We start from the raw sequence: 19,711 nt of genomic DNA on the forward strand, positions 1-19,711 counted from the left end.
AAATCTTGGATTTCTAATTTTTAAAAATAAAAGGGAATGCTTTGAACCACGCTTTTCGTGAATTGGTGGCTTTTATTCACGTCATTAATTTCATTTCATTTGGTCTTGAGTTAAATTTATAATAGCTAAACTTTAAACAAAAAACTTAATTTAGCATCTTCAAAATATAAAAAATGAAAAACTTACTATACACTGCTTTTTTTGGCGCAGTTTTCCTGACCGGATTTACAGGTTGCAAGAAATCAGACTCTCCGTTAACCAAAGTCACTCCAATGGAAGTTGATTCTATTGCGGCCGATTATTATGAACAATATTTAAAACTTTACCCTTTAGAAGCTACTTCCCAAGGAGATTTGCGTTATAACGACCAGCTGCCGATCAATATTGACAAAGACTTTATTTCTGGTGAAATTTCTTTCTACAATTCGGTACAGAATCAATTAAAAAAACTGGATTACAAGTCGCTGAGTGATGATGATAAAACGGTTTATGATGTACTCGATTATACTTTAAAAGACAAAATCGAGCGGTATGCCTATCATCCGGAATACATTCCTTTTACTCAGTTTGGCGGATTACCCCTCGACTTTCCATTATTAGGAAGTGGCGAAGGAAGTCAACCCTTTAAAACAGAAAAAGATTATGAGGACTGGCTGAAGAGAATGGAAAAATTCCCCGAATGGATGGACACTGCAGAAGGAAATTTCCGCGAAGGCATTAAAAACAGTTTCGTTTTACCGAAAAAACTTGTCGTGAAAATGATTCCCCAAATGAAAGCCGAAGAATTGACAAGTTCTGATTTCGATAAAAATATTTTCTTCGGACCTGTAAAAAATTTCCCGAAAAAATTCAGCACTGCGCAAAAACAAAAACTAACTGCACTGTACAAAGACGTAATCTCTAAAAAAATAATTCCGGCCTATACCAAAATGGCAGCTTTTCTGGAAACCGAATATTTGCCCAAAGCAAGAAATACCGATGGGATAAATGCGTTGCCAAAAGGAAATGAGATTTACACCTACTACACCAAGAGTTGGACTACCACAACAAAAACACCGGAGGAAATCAATAAAATCGGTTTAGAACAAGTGGCAATGCTCCGCACAGAAATGGAGAAAGTAAAACAGGAACTGGGTTTTACCGGAACGTTGGAGGAATTCATCACTCACGTAAAATCTGATCCCAAAGCAATGCCTTACAAAACCGAAAAAGAAGTCATCGCTGCGTTCAACCACATTTTAGCTAAGATTACTCCAAAATTAAAAAACATGTTTGGGGTAACACCAGTAACGCCATTTGAAATTCGCCAAACCGAAAAATTCAGGGAAGCTACTGCAAGTGCAGAATATATTCAGGGAACCCCAGACGGAAAACGGCCGGGAATTTTTTATATCCCGATCCCCGATCCTACAAAATTCAATGTGACTTCCGGGATGGAATCCTTATTTCTTCACGAAGCAATTCCGGGACATCATTACCAGATTTCGTTACAGCAGGAAAACACCCATCTTCCAAAATTCATGCGGTTTGGTTGGTTCGGTGCTTATGGCGAAGGTTGGGCGCATTATTGTGAAACACTGGGACCAGAATTTGGGCTCTACACCGATCCTTATCAGAAAATGGGATATTTGAGCGATCAGATGTTGCGCGCTGTGCGGCTGGTAGTCGATACAGGAATCCATAGCGGAACCATGAACCGTGAAGAAGCTATTAAATATTTTCTGACGAACATCTCCTACGACGAAGCAGGTGCAACCGCAGAAGTAGAGCGATATATGGCCATGCCGGGACAGGCTTTAGGCTATAAAATTGGCTCGCTGAAAATCCGTGAACTGCGGGATTTATATCAGGATAAATTGGGAAGTAAATTCAGTTTAGCCAAATTTCATGACGAGGTTTTAAATCAAGGTTGTCTGCCTTTGGATGTACTCGATCGGAAAATGCAAAACTGGGCAAAAAAACAGTAAAAATTTTCATTACATAATCAGATTAAATCCGTTGAATTGTTCAACGGATTTGTTTTTATGCTGACAGTATCTGCAATTAGCACAGTGTTTTAAGTGAATTCTGAAATCGAAACAGAAAGGGTTTTATTCTATAAAGAAAGTTAAAATAGTTTAAGGCAATAGTAAATAAATGAGTATTTTTACCAGTTAAAATTCAACTTATATGAAAGCCAATTTTCCTCAAATTCCAATCTCGTTGAAAGAGAATGTTCTGGAGAATGTTCTGCAAAAAACACCTTTTGGATTTTCATTGGTAAATGAGCATTATGTCTTCGAATTTGCAAATGATGAATGGCTTAATATTGTTCAGAAAACGAGGCAGGAAGTATTGGGAAAGAAAATGTTCGATATTTTTCCCGAAACTGAAATTCAGCTGCTTTCCATCTTTGATCATGTAAAAAAAAACAAAGAGCCGTTTTACTCCCCTGAGCACAGTATAAAACTAAAGCGTGCGGGCGTTTTACAGGATGTTTTTTTCAATTTTGTCTATCAACCTATTTACAGCGAGTGCGGTGAATTGCAGTGCTTTGCAATAGTGGCGATAGAAGTAACAGGTTTGGTAGGCATCCGGAACAAAATAAAGGACGAGGAAGAAAGGCTGCGATTGGCAACCGAAAGCTCACATACAGCGACCTGGGATTTAAACTTGAAAAATTCCGAAATTATTCATTCATCTTACCTCTCTCAAATTTTCGGATATGAAAATGATGATGAAATCAGTCATCTTAAATTAAGAACACATCTTGTAGAATATGACCGGATAAATATTGTAGATAAAGCTTTTCAACGTGCTTTGAAAACGGGTAAATATCAATATGAAGCCAGAATAATCGATAAAAAAGGAAATTTAAAATGGGTTTTTACCAACGGTAAAATATTCCCGGACGAAAAAGGCCAACCGGCCAGAATGCTTGGCGTAATGCAGGATATTACCGAAAGAAAAAACAATGAAATACTGCTACAGGAAAGCCATCATCAATTAAATACGGCTCTGGATGCTACCAAATTAGGCAAATTCGATATGGATTATGAAACGCAGCAAAAATATAATTTTTCTCCCCGGTTTTTATCCATTTTAGGATATGATGCCGATACAGAAACAATTGATTCTAAAGTTTTTGAAAGTCATATTCACCCAAAATATCTGAAAATTCGTGCCGCAGCTTTAAAGCAGGCAAAAGAAACCGGCGACCTTTTTTATCAAACAAAAATAATTCTGCGGGAAGGACAGGTGAAATGGATCGAAATATACGGCAGGCTTTTAGAAAGTTACAAAGGCAGTAAACCTTATATTTCGGGCACCATGCGGGACATTACAGACCTTAAGGAGTTTGAAAGCAGCATTAAAGAAAGCGAGAAAAAATACCGTTTCCTCGCAGATGCCATTCCCCAAATTGTCTGGATTGGCGAAAGCGATGGCCGGCTCACTTATTTTAACCAGGCCACCATGGATTATTCCGGCAAAAACTACAATACCTTTCTGGAAGAAGACGGTTGGCTAAGCATTGTACATCCCGATGAAAGAGCTGAAAATCAGAGACTTTGGATGAAAAGTGTCACTACAAAAACGCCCTTTACCTATGAGCACCGATTTCTAGGTAAAAACGGTGAATACCGGTGGTTTTTGAGCAGGGCAACACCGCAGCTGGATGAAATGGGAAATGTAAAGAAATGGGTGGGAACCAGCACCGATATTGATGAAATGAAGCGGCTTGATCAGCATAAAAATGATTTCATTAAAATTGCCAATCACGAATTGAAAACGCCGGTCACCACCATAAAAGGCTACGTGCAACTGCTCAAGAAAATGCGCGGCGATTCCGAAGATAAATTTCTGGTCAACTCTTTAAATACCATCGAAAATCAAATCAACAAGCTTAATCAGTTAATGGGCGAGCTTTTGGATATTTCCCGTATCGAATCCGGGCAGCTTCCTTTACATAAAGGCGATTTTTCGCTGGTAAAACTGGTGACAGAAACCATAGAAGACATCAAGGCTGCCGACCAAAGTCATCAGATTAATTTTGAACTGAGCCATACGTCAGATGTCGAAGTATTTGCAGATAAAGACCGGATTACACAGGTTTTAAATAATCTTCTGACCAACGCAATCAAATATTCCCCTAATAAAAAAGAGGTACATGTGAAACTTTTCATTGATGGAAAGTGTGCGGTAGTTTCTGTCGAAGACTTTGGAATCGGCATGAACGAAGAGGAATTAAGTAAAATCTTCGAGCGTTTTTATCGCGTTTCCGGTAAGGATGAAGTTACTTTCCCGGGTTTTGGCATCGGATTATTCATTGTAAAAGATATTTTGGATCGCCACCACGGAAAAATCTGGGTCGAAAGTGAAAAAAACAAAGGCAGTAAATTTTACTTCTCATTGCCTCTTTTCAAAAATTAAATAAATTATGAAGATATTAATAGTTGATGACAATAAGGATATATGCCAGCTTATCGAAAGCATTTTGCTTGCTGATGGTTACGATATTCAATCATGCTGCAATCCTTCAGAGTTCCATGAAAAATTAAAACATGCTAAGCCTGAACTAATTATTACCGACATGCTCATGTCTGGTTTTGATGGGCGAACTTTAACCAAAGACATAAAAAACAATTCCGAAACTGCAGACATAAAAGTGATGTTAATGTCTGCTCATCCGGATGCAGCGCAGATCTCCAACGAGATCGGCGCTGATGATTTTCTGGCTAAACCTTTTGAGATAGACGATTTGGTCGATAAAGTAGAGCGCCTTTTAAATTAAAACCACTCCCTGAATTTTAGAATCTCACGCTGACAAAATTTATTCAAATAACATTTTCGTAATAAAATCATTTTCCTTATTTCCTCTTGCCGGTGAATATTCCCGGCCGTAGAAAATGATTTGCAGGTGCAATTTATTCCAGATTTCGCGGGGGAATAATTTTTTCGCATCTTTCTCCGTTTCTACCACGTTTTTACCGGAAGTTAATTTCCACTGAATCATCAACCGGTGAATATGGGTATCAACCGGGAAAGCCGGAACACCAAAAGCCTGACTCATCACCACAGAAGCGGTTTTATGGCCAACACCGGGAAGATTTTCGAGTTCTTCAAAAGTCTGCGGAACAATTCCATCATGTCTTTCGACCAGAAGTTCAGCCATTCTTTTTAAATTTTTAGCTTTCGTATTGGCTAAACCGATTTCTTTAATTAAATATCTAATTTCATCAACTTCTAATTCCATCATTTTAAAGGGATTGCCCGCAACTTCGAAAAGTTTTGGCGAGATCTGATTCACTTTTTTATCCGTTGTCTGAGCGGAAAGCGCGACTGCAACCAATAAAGTAAACGGATCACTATGGTCGAGCGGAATGGGAACGATGGGATATAATTTTTCCAGTTCTGTCATCACTATTTCTGCTCTTTGCTTTTTCGTCATTTTAATTCTAAATTTGAACAAAATTAAACATTATGTTGAAAGTAGGCGATCAATTACCAGAATTCGAAAGTATCAATCAGGACGGTGAAACGGTAAAGTCATCCGATTTTTCCGGAAAAAAACTTATCCTATTTTTTTACCCAAAAGCAAATACGCCTGGCTGTACCGCAGAAGCGTGTGATTTAAACGATAATTTTTCACAACTTAAAAAAGAAGGATACCAATTATTAGGCGTTTCTGCAGATCCTGTAAAAGCCCAAAAGAAATTCCATGAAAAATTTGGATTCCAGTATCCATTACTCGCCGATGAAAATAAGGAAGTCATCGAGAAATTTGGTGTTTGGCAACTGAAGAAATTCATGGGCAAAGAATTCATGGGAATCGTTCGTACCACATTTATTTTTGATGAAAAAGGAAGCTGCACGCGCGTTATCGAAAAGGTAAAAACCAAGGAAGCTGCGAAACAGATTCTCGAAACCGTTTAAATTAAAACAAAACTTTCGCCACGAATGCACGAAGTCTCTTTATCCGTGCATTCGTGGCAATTTTTACATCAACATTCGCTGTGCTTTTTTCACGCCTTCTGCCAAAATATCGATTTCTTCAAAAGTATTATAAACCGCGAAACTCGCACGAACTGTACCGGCAATATTGAAAAATTTCATAATCGGTTGTGTACAGTGGTGACCGGTTCTCACCGCGATGCCGAGTTTGTCCAGAATCATTCCGACGTCGGAAGCAATACCGATTCCTTCCAGATTAAAAGAAACCACGCCGGTTCTATTGGCTTTTTCGCCGTAAATTTTTAAACCTTCAATTTCCAGTAATTTTTTCTGAGCGTAATCCAGCAACGCATTTTCATGGGTCTGAATATGTTCATGACCGAGAGTTTCCATGAAGTCAATGGCCGCGCCTAAAGCGATATTCCCGCCAACATTCGGGGTTCCGGCTTCAAATTTAAAAGGCAGATCGGCGTAAGTCGTTTCTTCAAAAGAACACGTTGCAATCATTTCACCGCCACCATGAAAAGGTTGAATTTTTCTAAGGATTTCTTCTTTTCCGTACAGAATTCCCGTTCCCATCGGCGCATACATTTTATGTCCGGAGAACACAAAAAAATCACAGTCCATTTTCTGGACATCGATTTTGAAATGCGGAACAGATTGGGCGCCATCAATCACAACCATCGCGTTTGAATTTGCTCTGGTTTTTGCGATAATTTCTTCGATAGGATTGATCACGCCCAAAGCATTGGAAACCTGGTTAAGAGAAACAATCTTCGTTCTTTCACTCAAATTTTTATCTAAAAAATCGAGCTGAAGAATTCCGTTTTCGTCCATTGGAATTACTTTCAGTTTCGCGCCGGTTCTTTCACACAACATTTGCCACGGAACGATATTCGAGTGGTGTTCAAGATAAGAGATAATGATCTCGTCATCTTTCTTAACCAAATTCGTTAAAGCATAGGCGATAAGGTTGATTCCTTCGGTAGTTCCTTTGGTAAAAATAACTTCAAAATCATGTTTAGCATTAATGAATTTCTGAACTTTTCTTCGGGAAACCTCCATCTCTTCCGTCGCTAACTGGCTCAAAGTATGAATTCCGCGATGTACATTCGCGTTAATGGTAGAATAATACTTTTCCCAACTTTGAATAACGGAAACCGGCTTCTGAGAAGTAGCGCCGTTATCGAGATAAACCAAAGGTTTGCCGTTAACGGTTTGAGTGAGAATAGGAAACTGACTGCGAATATTTTGGATGTCGAACATGATGCTTATTTAGAATGCTTCAAATTTACGGAAATTTAATTTGAATAATCTTTATATTTAAGAGTAAAGAGAATAGAAAAAAGAATAAAGACGATAGCAAAATCCTAAAATTTCTGCCGCTTAAAAACGCAACTTTTTAAATAAATGATCTGCAAATCGCTTTAAAAAAATGCGATCGATAGTTTTGATATTCCCCTTTGCTAAGTGAAATCGAAGATTCGACGAAGTCAAACGCCTTTGCGATCTTAATTTATTAAACAGAATGCTTGATAAAACTTTGCGTCTTTGCGTTAAAATATTCTCCCAGCATAAAAGTTATCAATCAAAGTTTTTTACCACTTCATTCACATAAAACTCAACTTGTACTGGTCTTCCTTTTTCATCAAAAGTTTCCCTTTTATCCATTCCTGTGCGTACAATTACCATTTGCTTTTCCGGAATCACAATGATATACTGGCCATATAATCCGCGGAAATAATAATGCTTAACCACAGCGTCATTGTTGATCCAAAGTCCTGAGCCATAAGCTTCACCGGATAATTTGGTCGGCGTCCGCATCTTTTCAATAAAGTCTGAATTAAGGATTTGTTTCCCACCAAATTCACCATCATTTAAAAATAACTGTCCAAGTTTTGCAAAGTCTCTCGCATTGGAATTGATGCAGCAGAACGTTTTTTCCATACCGAAATCATCGGTATTCCAGGTGGCGTTGTGTTCCATTCCGAGCGGTTGCCATAAATTTTCCGAAGCATATTGCGCAACAGTTTTATCGATCGATTTTCTCAGGGCAAAACCCAGAAGTTGCGTTGCACCGGACTGATATTCGAATTGTGTTCCGGGTTGATTTTTAAAGTCGCGAAGAAAAACGGCTTCTTCCAAAGACTTTCCATAATAGGCTTTTGCGTTGGGCAGAAATGGATTGTTATAATCTTCTTTCCAGTTCAAACCGGCTTCCATTTCAGCTAAATTAGCGAGCGTTAACGATTTCCCGAATTTTATATTATTATATTTCTGAAAAAAATTGGAGAATTTTTCATCAAAACTTTTGATCTTTTTCTGTTCGATGGCTTTACCCACAAGCATCACCGTTATACCTTTCGCCATAGAAAAAGAATTAGTGTGTGAGTTTTGATTATAACCGTCCCAATATTCTTCGTGAACTAATTTCCCGTTTTTAATGATGAGAAAAGAAGCTGTTTTTGATTGTTTTAAATCTTCAACGAGACTTTTCGGTAAAGTCTTTTTATTGTAGAGCGAATCTTTCACCCAGGGAGCTGAATTTCCTTTTGCAATCGTGTGAGACTTGAAATAAGCTCCATCATCAATGGAAGAACCGGTTTCACCGCGCAGATAAGTTTCACGGATACCTTTGAATAAATAATCATATCCAAAAGTATAGGCAAGCGCAATCAAAACTGCAAAAAAGATAAGAATACCTTTCAGGATTTTTTGTAACATATCGGGAGTTTAATGACAAATTTAATGTTAATTATCTTTAAAATAAAAAAGTCCCGGATTGCTCCGGAACTTCTCATTAAAAATATTTTTAAAGACTTAAATCTTAGAAAGTAAATTTCTGAAATTCGTTTTCTCGTCAATGATTCTTCGCAAATCAGCAACAGCAACTCTTTCCTGTTTCATGGTATCTCTATCCCGCAAAGTCACGGTATTGTCGGTTAAAGAATCGTGGTCGATTGTAATACAGAAAGGCGTTCCGATTGCATCCTGGCGTCTGTATCTTTTTCCGATGCTGTCTTTATCTTCGTAGATCATGTTGAAATCATATTTCAGATCATTGAAGATTTTCTCACCGTATTCGCCTAAACCGTCTTTTTTCATTAAAGGTAAGATCGCTGCTTTTACCGGAGCCAAAGCCGGAGGAAGTGAAAGAACTGTTCTTTCTGAACCATCTTCTAAAACCTCATCTTTCAGACAGTTGGAGAAAATTGCCAGGAACAAACGGTCTAAACCTACCGAAGTTTCTACCACATAAGGAACGTAATTTTCATTTCTTTCCGCATCGAAATACTGTAATTTACGGCCAGAATGTTTTTCGTGCGCACTCAAATCGAAATCGGTTCTGGAGTGAATTCCTTCCAGTTCTTTAAATCCAAACGGAAATTTAAATTCGATATCTGAAGCAGCATTTGCGTAATGTGCCAGTTTTTCGTGATCGTGAAATTTATAATTCTCAGCGCCTAAACCTAATGCCAAATGCCAGTTCAAACGTTTCTGCTTCCATTCTTCATAGTAACCCAGTTCGGTTCCCGGCGGCACAAAAAACTGCATCTCCATCTGTTCGAATTCCCTCATTCTGAAAATAAACTGTCTCGCAACGATTTCATTTCTAAAGGCTTTCCCGATTTGGGCAATTCCGAAAGGCAATTTGTGTCGCGACGTTTTCTGAACATTTAGGAAGTTGACGAAAATCCCCTGTGCCGTTTCCGGTCTCAAATATAAATCGGTCGCAGAATCCGCAGAAGCGCCTAATTTTGTTCCGAACATTAAGTTGAATTGCCGAACATCCGTCCAGTTTTTTGAACCGGTATCAGGATCAGCAATTTCTAATTCTTCGATTAAAGATTTTACGTCGGCAAGATCTTCTTTTTCAAGAGATTGTGCCATTCTCGAAAGAATAGTTTTTTGTTTTTCCCGATATTCTAAAACGCGCGGATTCGTGCTTTCAAATTCATTTTTATCAAAAGCTTCACCAAATCTTTTGGCCGCTTTATCGATTTCTTTTTGTGCTTTATCTTCCAGTTTTGCACAGTAATCCTCTATTAAAACATCGGCTCTGAAACGTTTTTTCGAATCTTTATTGTCAATCAAAGGATCATTAAAAGCATCAACGTGGCCAGAAGCTTTCCAAATCGTGGGATGCATAAAAATCGCGGTATCAATGCCCACAATATTATCATTTAACTGCACCATCGCTTTCCACCAGTACTGTTTGATGTTGTTTTTCAGTTCCACTCCATTTTGTCCGTAATCGTAAATCGCCGAAAGACCGTCATAAATTTCACTGGAAGGAAAAATAAAACCATATTCTTTCGCGTGCGAAATCAATTTTTTGAAAACATCTTCTTGTTTTGCCATCGTTTTTAGAATTTATGCAAAAATAGGGAATTTAATACGGATTATAAATGACAAAAGAGACAGAAGTTAAATCTGTCTCTCTATCTATTTTTTAAGTGATTTTTTTTAGAAATTATAGCTCAGAGCCAAACCATTTCCGGCACTTTCTAATTTGAAATATGGTTGAAAAGCCGTTGTTCCGCCGTTTTCAAGTTCAATTGCTTTTTTAGCATTTTTATCCGCTGCAAGAGCGAACGGGATTCCTATCCCAATTAACCCAACTCCCGTACCAATGAGACTCCAGGCGGTTGAATAGTCCGGCTTTACCTTGTAAGGATCGCCAAACATATTATAAACTGTTTTTGTATTTGCCTGCGCAATCATCTCAGCGATACCCAAGCCGAGTGAAAATCCTCCTGTGTAAGCAAAAATTTCACCGGCCGTTTTATTGGTTCGTGCTTTTTTGAAATAATCTCTTGCTTCAGAATTTTGAAAAACCTGCTCATACTGAGAGAACTTGTATTTTGTTCCGTCTTTGACTAATCGGTTTTTCTCCATACTTACCTGAGAAAATGCAGTTTGAAAACAAATTGATAAACCCAACAATAGAATTTTTTTCATGAAATTTTTTTGCTAAAATAGAAATTATTTTCATTGTGGTCAATTACTTTCAATCCTTTTAATTTGATTAAATTTGTCAAACTTTTCTCCATGTACAAATCTTTTATCCGTCCGGTTCTATTCCAATTCGATCCTGAAGAAGTTCATTATTTTACTTTTTCATTATTAAAGAATTTCCCTTTTCTCACCAAAATATTTCTTCCAAAACCTATCGAGGACAAAAGACTTGAACGGGAAGTTTTCGGTTTGAAGTTTAAAAATCCAGTTGGGTTGGCCGCTGGTTTTGATAAGGATGCGAAAATGTTCAACGAACTTTCCGATCTTGGATTTGGTTTTGTAGAAATCGGAACATTAACGCCGAAACCACAGGAGGGAAATCCAAAAAAAAGACTGTTCCGACTGAAAGAAGATTCTGCGATCATCAACCGGATGGGTTTTAATAACGGCGGAGTAGATGCAGCGGTGGAACGTTTAAAAAAAAATAAAAACGTGCTCATCGGCGGAAATATCGGTAAAAATAAAGTTACGCCCAATGAAGATGCCGCAAATGATTATATCATTTGTTTCGAAAAATTATTTCCGGTTGTCGATTATTTCGTGGTGAATGTGAGTTCGCCGAATACGCCCAATCTTCGGGAACTTCAGGATAAAGAACCTTTAACAAAGTTACTCGGCACGCTGCAGGCATTAAATTCAAAAAAGGAAAAACCGAAACCGATTCTTTTGAAAATCGCACCGGATTTAAGCGATGACCAACTTTTAGATATTATCGATATCGTGAAAGAAACTCAGATCGCCGGAGTCATTGCGACGAACACGACCCTTTCGCGCGAGAATTTAATTTCAGAAAATAAGAAAGAAAACGGGGGCCTTTCCGGAAAACCTTTAGCAAAACGTTCTACAGAAGTCATCAGATTTCTTTCCGAAAAAAGCGGAAAAGCTTTTCCCATTATCGGAGTTGGAGGAATTCATTCTGCGGAAGATGCTTTAGAGAAATTAGAAGCCGGCGCCAGTTTGGTGCAATTGTATACAGGATTTATTTATGAAGGACCGGAATTGATTCATGAAATTAATCAAAAGATTTTGGAGAAAATGTAAGCGCTGTTAGAGCTTTAAGCTCTAACAGCGCTCTCCATCAAATGAAAAAATTCACCACCGTATAAATAATCAAACCGACTAAACCGCCGACTAAAGTTCCATTTACGCGGATAAACTGCAGATCTTTTCCCACTTCCAGTTCCAGTTTTTTACTCAGGTCTTTTCCTTCCCATTTTCCGACGGTAGAACTGATTAATGCGCCGAACTGATGCGTATTTTTCAGGATGTATTTGTAAGCGGTCACGCGAATCCAATGGTCAATTTTATTTTGAAAAACTTCATCGGTCTGTAGATTTTGGGAAAGTTCATTCAGGTTTTTTCTGATGTAATTTTTCAAAGCCGAATTTTCTTCTTCCAGCTCTTTCATTAAAGATTTTTTGATGGAATTCCAAATGTCGGTGGAATACTGCAAGATTTTTTCATCTTTTAGAAAGTCATTTTTAACGTTTCGGAATTCTGAAACCCATTTGTCTTCCGTTTTAATTTCTTTGGAAAAAGAATAGAGTTTCTGCGTGATTTCGTGTCGTAGAGAATGATTTTGGTCGAGTTCAACTTCTTCGAAAAATTTTGAAAGTCCACTGGTAATTTTGTCGGCAATATTATTATCAACAAACTTCGGAATCAAAAAATAACTCTCACTTTTTACCCGTTCTTTCACCATTTCCTGGTTATTCAGGACATATTCTTTGATTTGTTTGGATAAATTGGTGATGAATCTTTGATGGTCTTTTTTGTCGAGAATATATTCAAGTCCGTTGCCGATGATTTCATTGATCTTTAAATCCTCAGCCATTTCTTTCGCCTTTTTGCCAATGAAATTGACGACTTCGGTATCGTCGAGTTTATTTAAAATATTCAGAATGATACCCGAAACTTCCTTCATTAAATTTTCCTGATTGCGCTCCTTGGAAAGCCAGTCTCCCACAAAATGTGAAACCTTGATTTTCTGAATATAAGGACGGATATTTTGGGGTGAAAGAAAATTATCAACCACGAAATTTCCGAGATTATCGCCAATTCTTTCTTTGCTGTTTTCAATTAAATTGGTGTGCGGAATTTTAATCCCAAGTGGATAGTTAAAAAGTGCGGTAACCGCGAACCAATCAGCCAAAGCCCCCACCATTGCCGCTTCTGAGAACGCACGGATATAGCCGATCCAATGGGCAGGATTTTTCTTTTCCAAAATCGTCATCATCACAAAAACAATGGCCATCAAAACGAAGAGTCCGGTGGCAAACATTTTGTACTTTCTTAGCTGTATCTTTTTTTCTGTATCATTCATTGTTTCAAATGTACTAAATTTGACTCGCAAAACTTAAATTGATTCAGTTTCACAAAAAATTTATTGTAAAATTTATGAAAATTATATTGTCGATATTAGTTTGCCTTTCGCTGCAAATGTGTTCTCAAGTTAAACAACCCGAAAAATCTACCTCAATGGAAAATTCAACTACAAAAAATAATCCATACTATTCCCGGACAGACCGTACCAAACTGAACGTCCCCAATTCTGAGTGGAAAAAAATACTGCCGGCTGATGTATATGCTGTTGCCCGCGAAGCTGCGACCGAAAGACCCGGCACAGGAAAATATAATGTGTATGATGAAAAAGGCGACTATTACTGCGCAGTTTGCGGAAATCATCTGTTTCGTTCAGATGCCAAATTTGCCTCTACTTGCGGCTGGCCAAGTTTCTTCGAAGCCGATAAAGAAGGCACGGCTTACAAAAGAGATTCCAGCTACGGAATGGAAAGAATTGAAGTTTTATGCAAAAGGTGCGATTCTCATTTAGGTCATGTTTTCAATGACGGCCCAGCCCCGACAGGAACGCGGTATTGCATGAATTCTGTCAGTTTGGAATTTGTGGGAGATAGTGAAAAAGCCGCAAAGTAGGAATCACGTTATTTACCACAGATCATGTTAGAATATTTTTATACTTGCCCATACTGTTGGGAAGAAATTTCTGCGCTTTTGGATCCCTCGGTTTCCAATCAAACCTATATCGAAGATTGTGAAGTTTGCTGTAATCCGATAGAATTGCACGTGCGTTTTGAAAACGAGGAATTGGTAGGCTTTGATGCTGTGAATATTGAGCAGTAAATTCTGAGCAAAAAGCATGAATTGATATGATCTATTCTGAAAAGAAATAAATCTTAGAAAGCAAAAACCCCGACGAAAGCCGAGGTTTTTTATTTAAAGAAAAAAGCGAAAATTTAAGCTTTTTCTAATTCTACGGTAAAATGTCTTAGGATTTCAGATTCCCAAACAATGTTGTATCCTTTTTTAATTTCATCTCTTCGGTCGTAAACGTTTTTGATCGCCACCGCAATATAATCCATATGGTTATTAGTATATGTTCTACGAGGAATTGCCAGCCGAACCAACTCTAATTTTGGATAACGGTTTTCACGTGTTTCCGGATCGCGGTCGGCCAATAAAGTCCCGATTTCTACGGTTCTGATTCCGGCTTCTTTGTAAATTTCGTTCGCTAATGTTTGTGCCGGATATTCTTCTCTCGGAACATCAGGTAAAAATCCGAGAGCATCGATGAAAACTGCATGGCCGCCAATTGGTTTCTGCACCGGAATCCCGAATTCTATTAATTTATTTCCCAGATATTCTACTTGCGAAATACGGCTTTCCAGATATTCAAATTCAGTGGCTTCATTCAAACCAACGGCCAGAGCGGCCATGTCTCTTCCTGCCATTCCGCCATAGGTAATAAACCCTTCAAAAATAATGGTGAAATTCGATGCTTTCTTGAAAATCTCAGCATCATTCAAAGCGATAAATCCACCAATGTTTACCAGGCCATCTTTTTTAGAGCTCATGGTCATTCCCACTCCGTAAGAAAATGCTTCTTTTGCAATTTCTTTAATGGTTCTGTTTTCCTGCCCTTTTTCTCTCATTTTAATGAAATAAGCATTCTCCGCAAATCTCGCAGAATCGAAATAGATTGGAATTCCATAACGGTCTGAAAGTTCTTTTACGGCTTTCATGTTTTCTAAGGAAACCGGTTGTCCGCCTGAAGAATTACACGTAATGGTAATTAAACAAAATGGAATTTTTTCTTTTGGATACCTTTTATAAACGTTTTCTAATTTCTGCAAATCAATATTTCCTTTGAAAGGATGAGGATTTTCAATGTCAAAAGCTTCGTCAATGGTACAATCAACAGCGTGCGCTTTTCTGATTTCAATATGCCCTTTTGTGGTGTCGAAATGGGAATTTCCTGGGACAATATCACCATCTTTTACCAAAACAGAAAACAAAACATTTTCTGCGGCGCGTCCCTGGTGTGTCGGAAGTAAATATTGATAACCTGTGATATTCTGAACGGTTTCGTGCAGTTTGTCAAAACTTCGGGAGCCTGCATAACTTTCGTCACCGGTCATCATTGCTCCCCATTGCTGGTCGCTCATTGCGCCAGTTCCGGAGTCGGTTAACAGGTCGATAAAAACTTGGGAAGATTTTAAATTAAATAAATTGAAGTTGGCTTTCTTTAGCCATTCTTCTCTTTCTTCTTTTGTTGATTGGCGAATTTCTTCAACCATTTTTATTCTAAAGGGTTCTGCGTAAGGAAGTTTCATAAAGTTGTAAACAATTGGTAATGAGTAATTTAAAATAAATTTAATCAAAGAACGAAAAGTCGGTTCATTGATTATTACTGATTACCAATCATTCCGGCGCTTTAAAAACATTATCATCAGAATGGAAACCGGCCACTCCCCCACTCACGGCAAACTTCATTGCCTGCGCGGCAGTTACATTTTCTAAAGTAACAATATTGCTTGCCAAAACGAAAACTACCCAGCCAGAAACTGCGTAAGAATGAGGCAGATACACCGATACATAATTAGGAAAACCTACGGATGAAAGATCACTTTGGGTCAAAAAACCGATGCGCCAAACATCAGGATTATCTGAGGTTTTGATGAGCACGGGTTGATTGAATTTTTTTTTATCGCCTACGAAAGAAGTCATCACGTCTTTCAGCGAAGTGTAGATGAATTTAATTCCGGGCGTATGTTCCAGGATATAATCGAATGTATCGACCACAACACGACCGATTATAAATTTGCTTCCCAGATAACCGATTAAAGTGGTCGAGAAAATAACGATCAGAAAAGTGATTCCCGGATAAAACTGTTGGGATATTGCCGGGATGATATTATCAATACTTGAAACGATATACCAAATGATCCAAATCGTTAAGGCAAACGGTCCTATAATTAATAAACCCTGAAAAAAGGATTTTGCGAAAGTATTCAGTATCTGTTCAAATCGTTGTTTGGGTATCATGCGCGGTGCTGGTAATCATTAGAAAATTATGATGTAAAAATAGGTAAATTTTTAATGGGTTTTCCTAAAAATATTAACCGTGAATGGTTTCTTTTTTACCATAAGATTTAATGATTTCTGCTTCATAATCGAGCCATTCTTCCCAACGCTGATTTACCTTTTCAACGTCCCCCAACTGTCTTGCAAAACCAATAAAGGTAGTATAATGTCCGGCTTCAGAAATCATCAGATCTTTATAGAATGTTTTGAGTTCTTCATCTTTAATATTCTCTGTCAAAACCCTAAACCGTTCACAACTTCTGGCTTCAATCATGGCAGCAAAAAGCATTCTGTCGATAATATATTCCTTTCGGGTTCCCTGCACAATGAATTTGAACAGCTGTCCTACATAATCATCTTTGCGTTCCCGGCCGAATTCATAACCGCGCTTTTTAATAATCTCATGAACCATTTGGAAATGTTCCAATTCTTCCTGTGCAATTTTCAAAAGCTCCGTAACGATTTCAGGGTATTCCGGGCACATGGTGATGATTGTAATCGCATTCGTAGTGGCTTTCTGCTCACACCAGGCATGATCGGTAAGGATCTCCTCTAAATTTCCTTCTGCAATATTTGCCCCTCAGTTTAAACATGGATTGAATTTTTGCGTAAATTTAATGAATAAAAAATAGTGCATTAAATTATTTATAATTATTAAAAAATAAACTTAATTAAATTTTAACTGAAGTTAATTCTTAAATATGGCACAAATGTTGAATTATCAACAATAACATTAAAAAACAAACTATTATGAACACCGTATCTTTAAAAAACCAACTCAACAAATTCGGAATTCTGATGCTTACTTTCTTCTTTAGTGCATTAGCTTTTGCGCAGGAAGCTACAAAAACGCCTAATATGGACGTGAATGTCACTACCACTAAAACAACCACGACTGAACAATGGTATACCAATCCGATCTATTGGATTATCGGAGGACTGTTCGTTATTATCCTTATAGCGATCATTGCAAGAGGCAACGGTAGAAGAGATTAGTTTTCCTTATCTGTAAAATCAATTGACTGTTTCGGTGTTAGACCGAAGCAGTTTTTTTTCGTAAAAATTCAAGAATTCTCCAGCCAACAGTGTCCAGTTTTTTTAATCCTTTGGCAATAACAACGGCCAACAAAATATTGACCCCAAATATGACAGCTGCCAAAATCCACCATGGCAAATATTCTTTCAGCGGAACAACCAGAAAATAAATAAGTGAGGAGCTCATTCCCTGTGCGAAATAAAAGAAAATAGCGTTTTGTCCGATATAAGTCAGGAAGTTGTTTTTTTCAATTTTCAGTCGGTTGTATAAAACAAACAGGGTTAATAACGAAAAACTGGCCCAGAAAACATACAGTAATTTCGGTGGAAATTTCGCTTTATTCATTTTCAAAAATAATTCTTCACCATAATTCCAAAATAGAAAAGCCAAAATAAAAAGTAAAATTCCATATAAAAAAGGAAACACTTTGGATGGGATTTTCTTTCCTTTGGATTGATGAGCAATTAAGAATATTCCTAAATATAATGCCACATAGCCAACTTGTCCCGATGGATAATAGTGCGGAAATACATTAAAAATTAAAGTTAAGCCCAAACAAATTCCAATAAACCAATTGATATGTTTTGGAAAAAATCTCAGAATTAAAACACCAAGTACCGTTAAAATAAAATATACTTTTAAATACCAAAAACTGCCCATCACCACCGGAAAAGTATCCGCATTGGTATATTGATGAAGATACCAGTTGCCAAGATTTTGCCATTGCGGAACATCAGAAATACTTTGCGGAACATATTTGGAGCCGAATGTGGAATAAAAATCTTTCATCCAATCTAAACCGAAGACATTTAAACCAAAAACTTTAAATAAATAGTCGAGAAAGAAAAGAAAAGTCACGAAAATCATATAGGTGATCTGCAGTTTCAGCAACCGATACAGCGTTTTTTCGATATTCGCCCCGGAAGTTAAACCACTTAATGCGTAAAATAAAGGAACATCTATGAGCAAAGACAGAACACGCACTTCTGTAGGGACATAGTATTGACCGGACCAAAATACGGTATGGATGAAAATGATGGCGAGCGTGGCGAAACCTTTCGCAAAATCAATGTATAAATCTCTTTTCATAGTTTATTTGAAAATCAAATTTAAATAAAAATTTCTTGAATTGGTTTTCTAATTTTCGTTGGTTGGGATAATGATTATAAACAGTAAAGAATAGATTTAAAAAAAAAATCATATTTTTATTGAAAATTAATACCATGAATAAACAACTTGTTGTTATAATTGTTTTACTTGCCTTGATAGCAGGTTTACTAATTGGAAGTTATTTAAACCAAGATAAATATGAACTAAAATATATTTTCAGTCAAGAGTCAGGAATGCGTGCAACTGAAGCTCTTCTTTTAATAAATAAACAAACAGGGGAAATAAAAGAAATTTCAAATTATGGTGAAAATTATAAAAATGGACAAACACTTTATAAGCCATAAATACAAAATACTTGGTTATAGTATCAGTAAATTTTTTAAATCTGAAGACTAATGTTCAGCAACTTATATTCATACAAACAAGTAAATTTATTTACATATTTGTAGTATAACTCAGAAATATTTATTACTTTTGCACCTCGAATTAACTAACAAAATTTATAAACAATGTTTGCAATTGTAGAAATAGCAGGGCTTCAATATAAAGTTGAGCAAGACCAGAAGTTGTTTGTAAACCGTTTGAAAGGCGATAAAGGAGGAAAAGTTTCTTTCGATAAAGTTCTTTTAACTGTAAACGGTTCTACAACAATCGGCGCCCCAGCTGTAAGCGGTATCACTGTTGATGCTGTAATCCTGGACCACTTAAAAGCTGATAAAGTAATCATCTTCAAAAAGAAAAGAAGAAAAGGATACGAAAAGAAAAACGGTCACAGACAGTCTTTAACTCAAATTCAAATTACTGGAATCACTGGTTTCGACAGTAAGAAAGAAGAGAAAAAAGCTGCACCGAAAGCTAAAAAAGAAGCAGCAGTTTCAGAAGAAGCTCCCGTTGCTAAAAAAACAACGAAAAAATCAGACAGCGAAACCGCTGAATAATTTTAACCAAAAAACCTTAAAATAAAATGGCACATAAGAAAGGAGTTGGTAGTTCCAAGAATGGTAGAGAATCGCATTCCAAGAGATTGGGAGTTAAGATTTTCGGAGGACAAGAAGCTATCGCCGGTAACATCATCGTAAGACAAAGAGGTACTACTCACCACCCAGGTGAAAACGTAGGAATGGGTAAAGACCATACTTTGCACGCTTTGGTAGCAGGAAAAGTAGTTTTCAGAAAGAAACAAAACAACAGATCATTCGTATCTATTGAACCAAACGCTTAATTATAAAGTGT

The 19,711-nt window shown here is 37.3% G+C and carries 21 protein-coding genes; 11 read left to right on the top strand and 10 right to left on the bottom strand.

Translation table 11 applies throughout. The features are described 5' to 3' along the window. The first annotated feature begins 173 nt into the window (after positions 1-173). The 3 genes from NBC122_RS04280 to NBC122_RS04290 all read left to right on the top strand — a co-directional run bounded on the left by NBC122_RS04280 (position 174) and on the right by NBC122_RS04290 (position 4,771). Positions 174-1,967 (top strand): DUF885 domain-containing protein, encoded by a 1,794-nt coding sequence (locus NBC122_RS04280; protein WP_133439191.1) that lies wholly within the window; start codon positions 174-176, stop codon positions 1,965-1,967. A gap of 202 nt (positions 1,968-2,169) precedes the next feature. Then, on the top strand, positions 2,170-4,410 hold the full coding sequence (locus NBC122_RS04285; protein ID WP_133439192.1) for a PAS domain-containing sensor histidine kinase: 2,241 nt from the start codon (positions 2,170-2,172) through the stop codon (positions 4,408-4,410). Positions 4,411-4,417: 7 nt separating this feature from the next. Continuing rightward, on the top strand, positions 4,418-4,771 hold the full coding sequence (locus tag NBC122_RS04290; protein ID WP_133439193.1) for a response regulator: 354 nt from the start codon (positions 4,418-4,420) through the stop codon (positions 4,769-4,771). Positions 4,772-4,810: 39 nt separating this feature from the next. On the opposite strand, the gene NBC122_RS04295 is transcribed toward NBC122_RS04290, so the two are convergent. Beyond that, entirely contained in the window at positions 4,811-5,428 is a 618-nt protein-coding gene (locus NBC122_RS04295; protein WP_133439194.1) for an endonuclease III domain-containing protein, read from the bottom strand. Between the two features lie 32 nt (positions 5,429-5,460). Here NBC122_RS04295 and bcp point away from each other — a divergent pair, with 32 nt between their 5' ends. Next, positions 5,461-5,913 (top strand): thioredoxin-dependent thiol peroxidase, encoded by a 453-nt coding sequence (gene bcp / locus NBC122_RS04300; protein ID WP_133439195.1) that lies wholly within the window; start codon positions 5,461-5,463, stop codon positions 5,911-5,913. Positions 5,914-5,976: 63 nt separating this feature from the next. Here the strand turns inward: bcp and NBC122_RS04305 are convergent, their stop codons facing one another. The 4 genes from NBC122_RS04305 to NBC122_RS04320 form a co-directional block, all read right to left on the bottom strand. After that, positions 5,977-7,197 carry an aminotransferase class V-fold PLP-dependent enzyme gene (locus NBC122_RS04305; protein ID WP_133439196.1) on the bottom strand — a complete coding sequence of 407 codons (1,221 nt, stop codon included), beginning with the start codon at positions 7,195-7,197 and terminating at the stop codon, positions 5,977-5,979. A gap of 318 nt (positions 7,198-7,515) precedes the next feature. Beyond that, positions 7,516-8,655, bottom strand: a complete 1,140-nt coding sequence (locus NBC122_RS04310; RefSeq protein ID WP_133439197.1) for a serine hydrolase domain-containing protein — start codon at positions 8,653-8,655, stop codon at positions 7,516-7,518. Positions 8,656-8,751: 96 nt separating this feature from the next. Then, positions 8,752-10,293, bottom strand: a complete 1,542-nt coding sequence (locus tag NBC122_RS04315) for a glycine--tRNA ligase (protein WP_133439198.1) — start codon at positions 10,291-10,293, stop codon at positions 8,752-8,754. A 105-nt stretch (positions 10,294-10,398) separates the two neighbouring features. Beyond that, positions 10,399-10,893, bottom strand: coding sequence for a hypothetical protein (locus NBC122_RS04320; RefSeq protein ID WP_133439199.1), 495 nt, complete (start codon positions 10,891-10,893; stop codon positions 10,399-10,401). 90 nt (positions 10,894-10,983) lie between these two features. Between NBC122_RS04320 and NBC122_RS04325 the strand changes: the two genes are divergently transcribed. Next, positions 10,984-11,991, top strand: a complete 1,008-nt coding sequence (locus NBC122_RS04325; RefSeq protein ID WP_133439200.1) for a quinone-dependent dihydroorotate dehydrogenase — start codon at positions 10,984-10,986, stop codon at positions 11,989-11,991. 37 nt (positions 11,992-12,028) lie between these two features. Here NBC122_RS04325 and NBC122_RS04330 read toward each other — a convergent pair whose 3' ends face one another. Continuing rightward, positions 12,029-13,273, bottom strand: coding sequence for a DUF445 domain-containing protein (locus NBC122_RS04330; RefSeq protein WP_133439201.1), 1,245 nt, complete (start codon positions 13,271-13,273; stop codon positions 12,029-12,031). A 116-nt stretch (positions 13,274-13,389) separates the two neighbouring features. Between NBC122_RS04330 and msrB the strand changes: the two genes are divergently transcribed. Together msrB and NBC122_RS04340 are read left to right on the top strand one after the other, a co-directional pair. Then, entirely contained in the window at positions 13,390-13,884 is a 495-nt protein-coding gene (msrB, locus tag NBC122_RS04335; protein WP_133441054.1) for a peptide-methionine (R)-S-oxide reductase MsrB, read from the top strand. A 24-nt stretch (positions 13,885-13,908) separates the two neighbouring features. Beyond that, positions 13,909-14,091, top strand: a complete 183-nt coding sequence (locus NBC122_RS04340) for a CPXCG motif-containing cysteine-rich protein (RefSeq protein ID WP_133439202.1) — start codon at positions 13,909-13,911, stop codon at positions 14,089-14,091. Between the two features lie 113 nt (positions 14,092-14,204). Here NBC122_RS04340 and NBC122_RS04345 read toward each other — a convergent pair whose 3' ends face one another. The 3 genes from NBC122_RS04345 to miaE form a co-directional block, all read right to left on the bottom strand. Then, a complete protein-coding gene (locus tag NBC122_RS04345) occupies positions 14,205-15,581 on the bottom strand; it encodes a tryptophanase (protein WP_133439203.1) in 1,377 nt (458 codons plus the stop codon). Positions 15,582-15,669: 88 nt separating this feature from the next. Further along, positions 15,670-16,293, bottom strand: coding sequence for a DUF502 domain-containing protein (locus tag NBC122_RS04350; protein ID WP_133439204.1), 624 nt, complete (start codon positions 16,291-16,293; stop codon positions 15,670-15,672). A 73-nt stretch (positions 16,294-16,366) separates the two neighbouring features. Continuing rightward, positions 16,367-16,903 (bottom strand): tRNA-(ms[2]io[6]A)-hydroxylase, encoded by a 537-nt coding sequence (gene miaE, locus NBC122_RS04355; protein ID WP_133439205.1) that lies wholly within the window; start codon positions 16,901-16,903, stop codon positions 16,367-16,369. Positions 16,904-17,082: 179 nt separating this feature from the next. Between miaE and NBC122_RS04360 the strand changes: the two genes are divergently transcribed. Then, entirely contained in the window at positions 17,083-17,328 is a 246-nt protein-coding gene (locus NBC122_RS04360; protein WP_133439206.1) for a hypothetical protein, read from the top strand. A 37-nt stretch (positions 17,329-17,365) separates the two neighbouring features. Here the strand turns inward: NBC122_RS04360 and NBC122_RS04365 are convergent, their stop codons facing one another. Then, complete coding sequence (locus NBC122_RS04365; protein ID WP_133439207.1) at positions 17,366-18,457, bottom strand: acyltransferase family protein; 1,092 nt, start codon at positions 18,455-18,457, stop codon at positions 17,366-17,368. Between the two features lie 134 nt (positions 18,458-18,591). Here NBC122_RS04365 and NBC122_RS04370 point away from each other — a divergent pair, with 134 nt between their 5' ends. From NBC122_RS04370 to rpmA, 3 genes are all read left to right on the top strand, one after another. Continuing rightward, complete coding sequence (locus NBC122_RS04370; RefSeq protein WP_133439208.1) at positions 18,592-18,822, top strand: hypothetical protein; 231 nt, start codon at positions 18,592-18,594, stop codon at positions 18,820-18,822. Between the two features lie 165 nt (positions 18,823-18,987). Next, complete coding sequence (rplU, locus tag NBC122_RS04375; protein WP_133439209.1) at positions 18,988-19,416, top strand: 50S ribosomal protein L21; 429 nt, start codon at positions 18,988-18,990, stop codon at positions 19,414-19,416. Positions 19,417-19,442: 26 nt separating this feature from the next. Further along, positions 19,443-19,700 (top strand): 50S ribosomal protein L27, encoded by a 258-nt coding sequence (rpmA, locus tag NBC122_RS04380; protein ID WP_133439210.1) that lies wholly within the window; start codon positions 19,443-19,445, stop codon positions 19,698-19,700. Positions 19,701-19,711: the final 11 nt, after the last annotated feature.

This window comes from Chryseobacterium salivictor (assembly GCF_004359195.1).
In the GTDB taxonomy this organism is placed as follows: Bacteria; Bacteroidota; Bacteroidia; order Flavobacteriales; family Weeksellaceae; genus Kaistella; species Kaistella salivictor.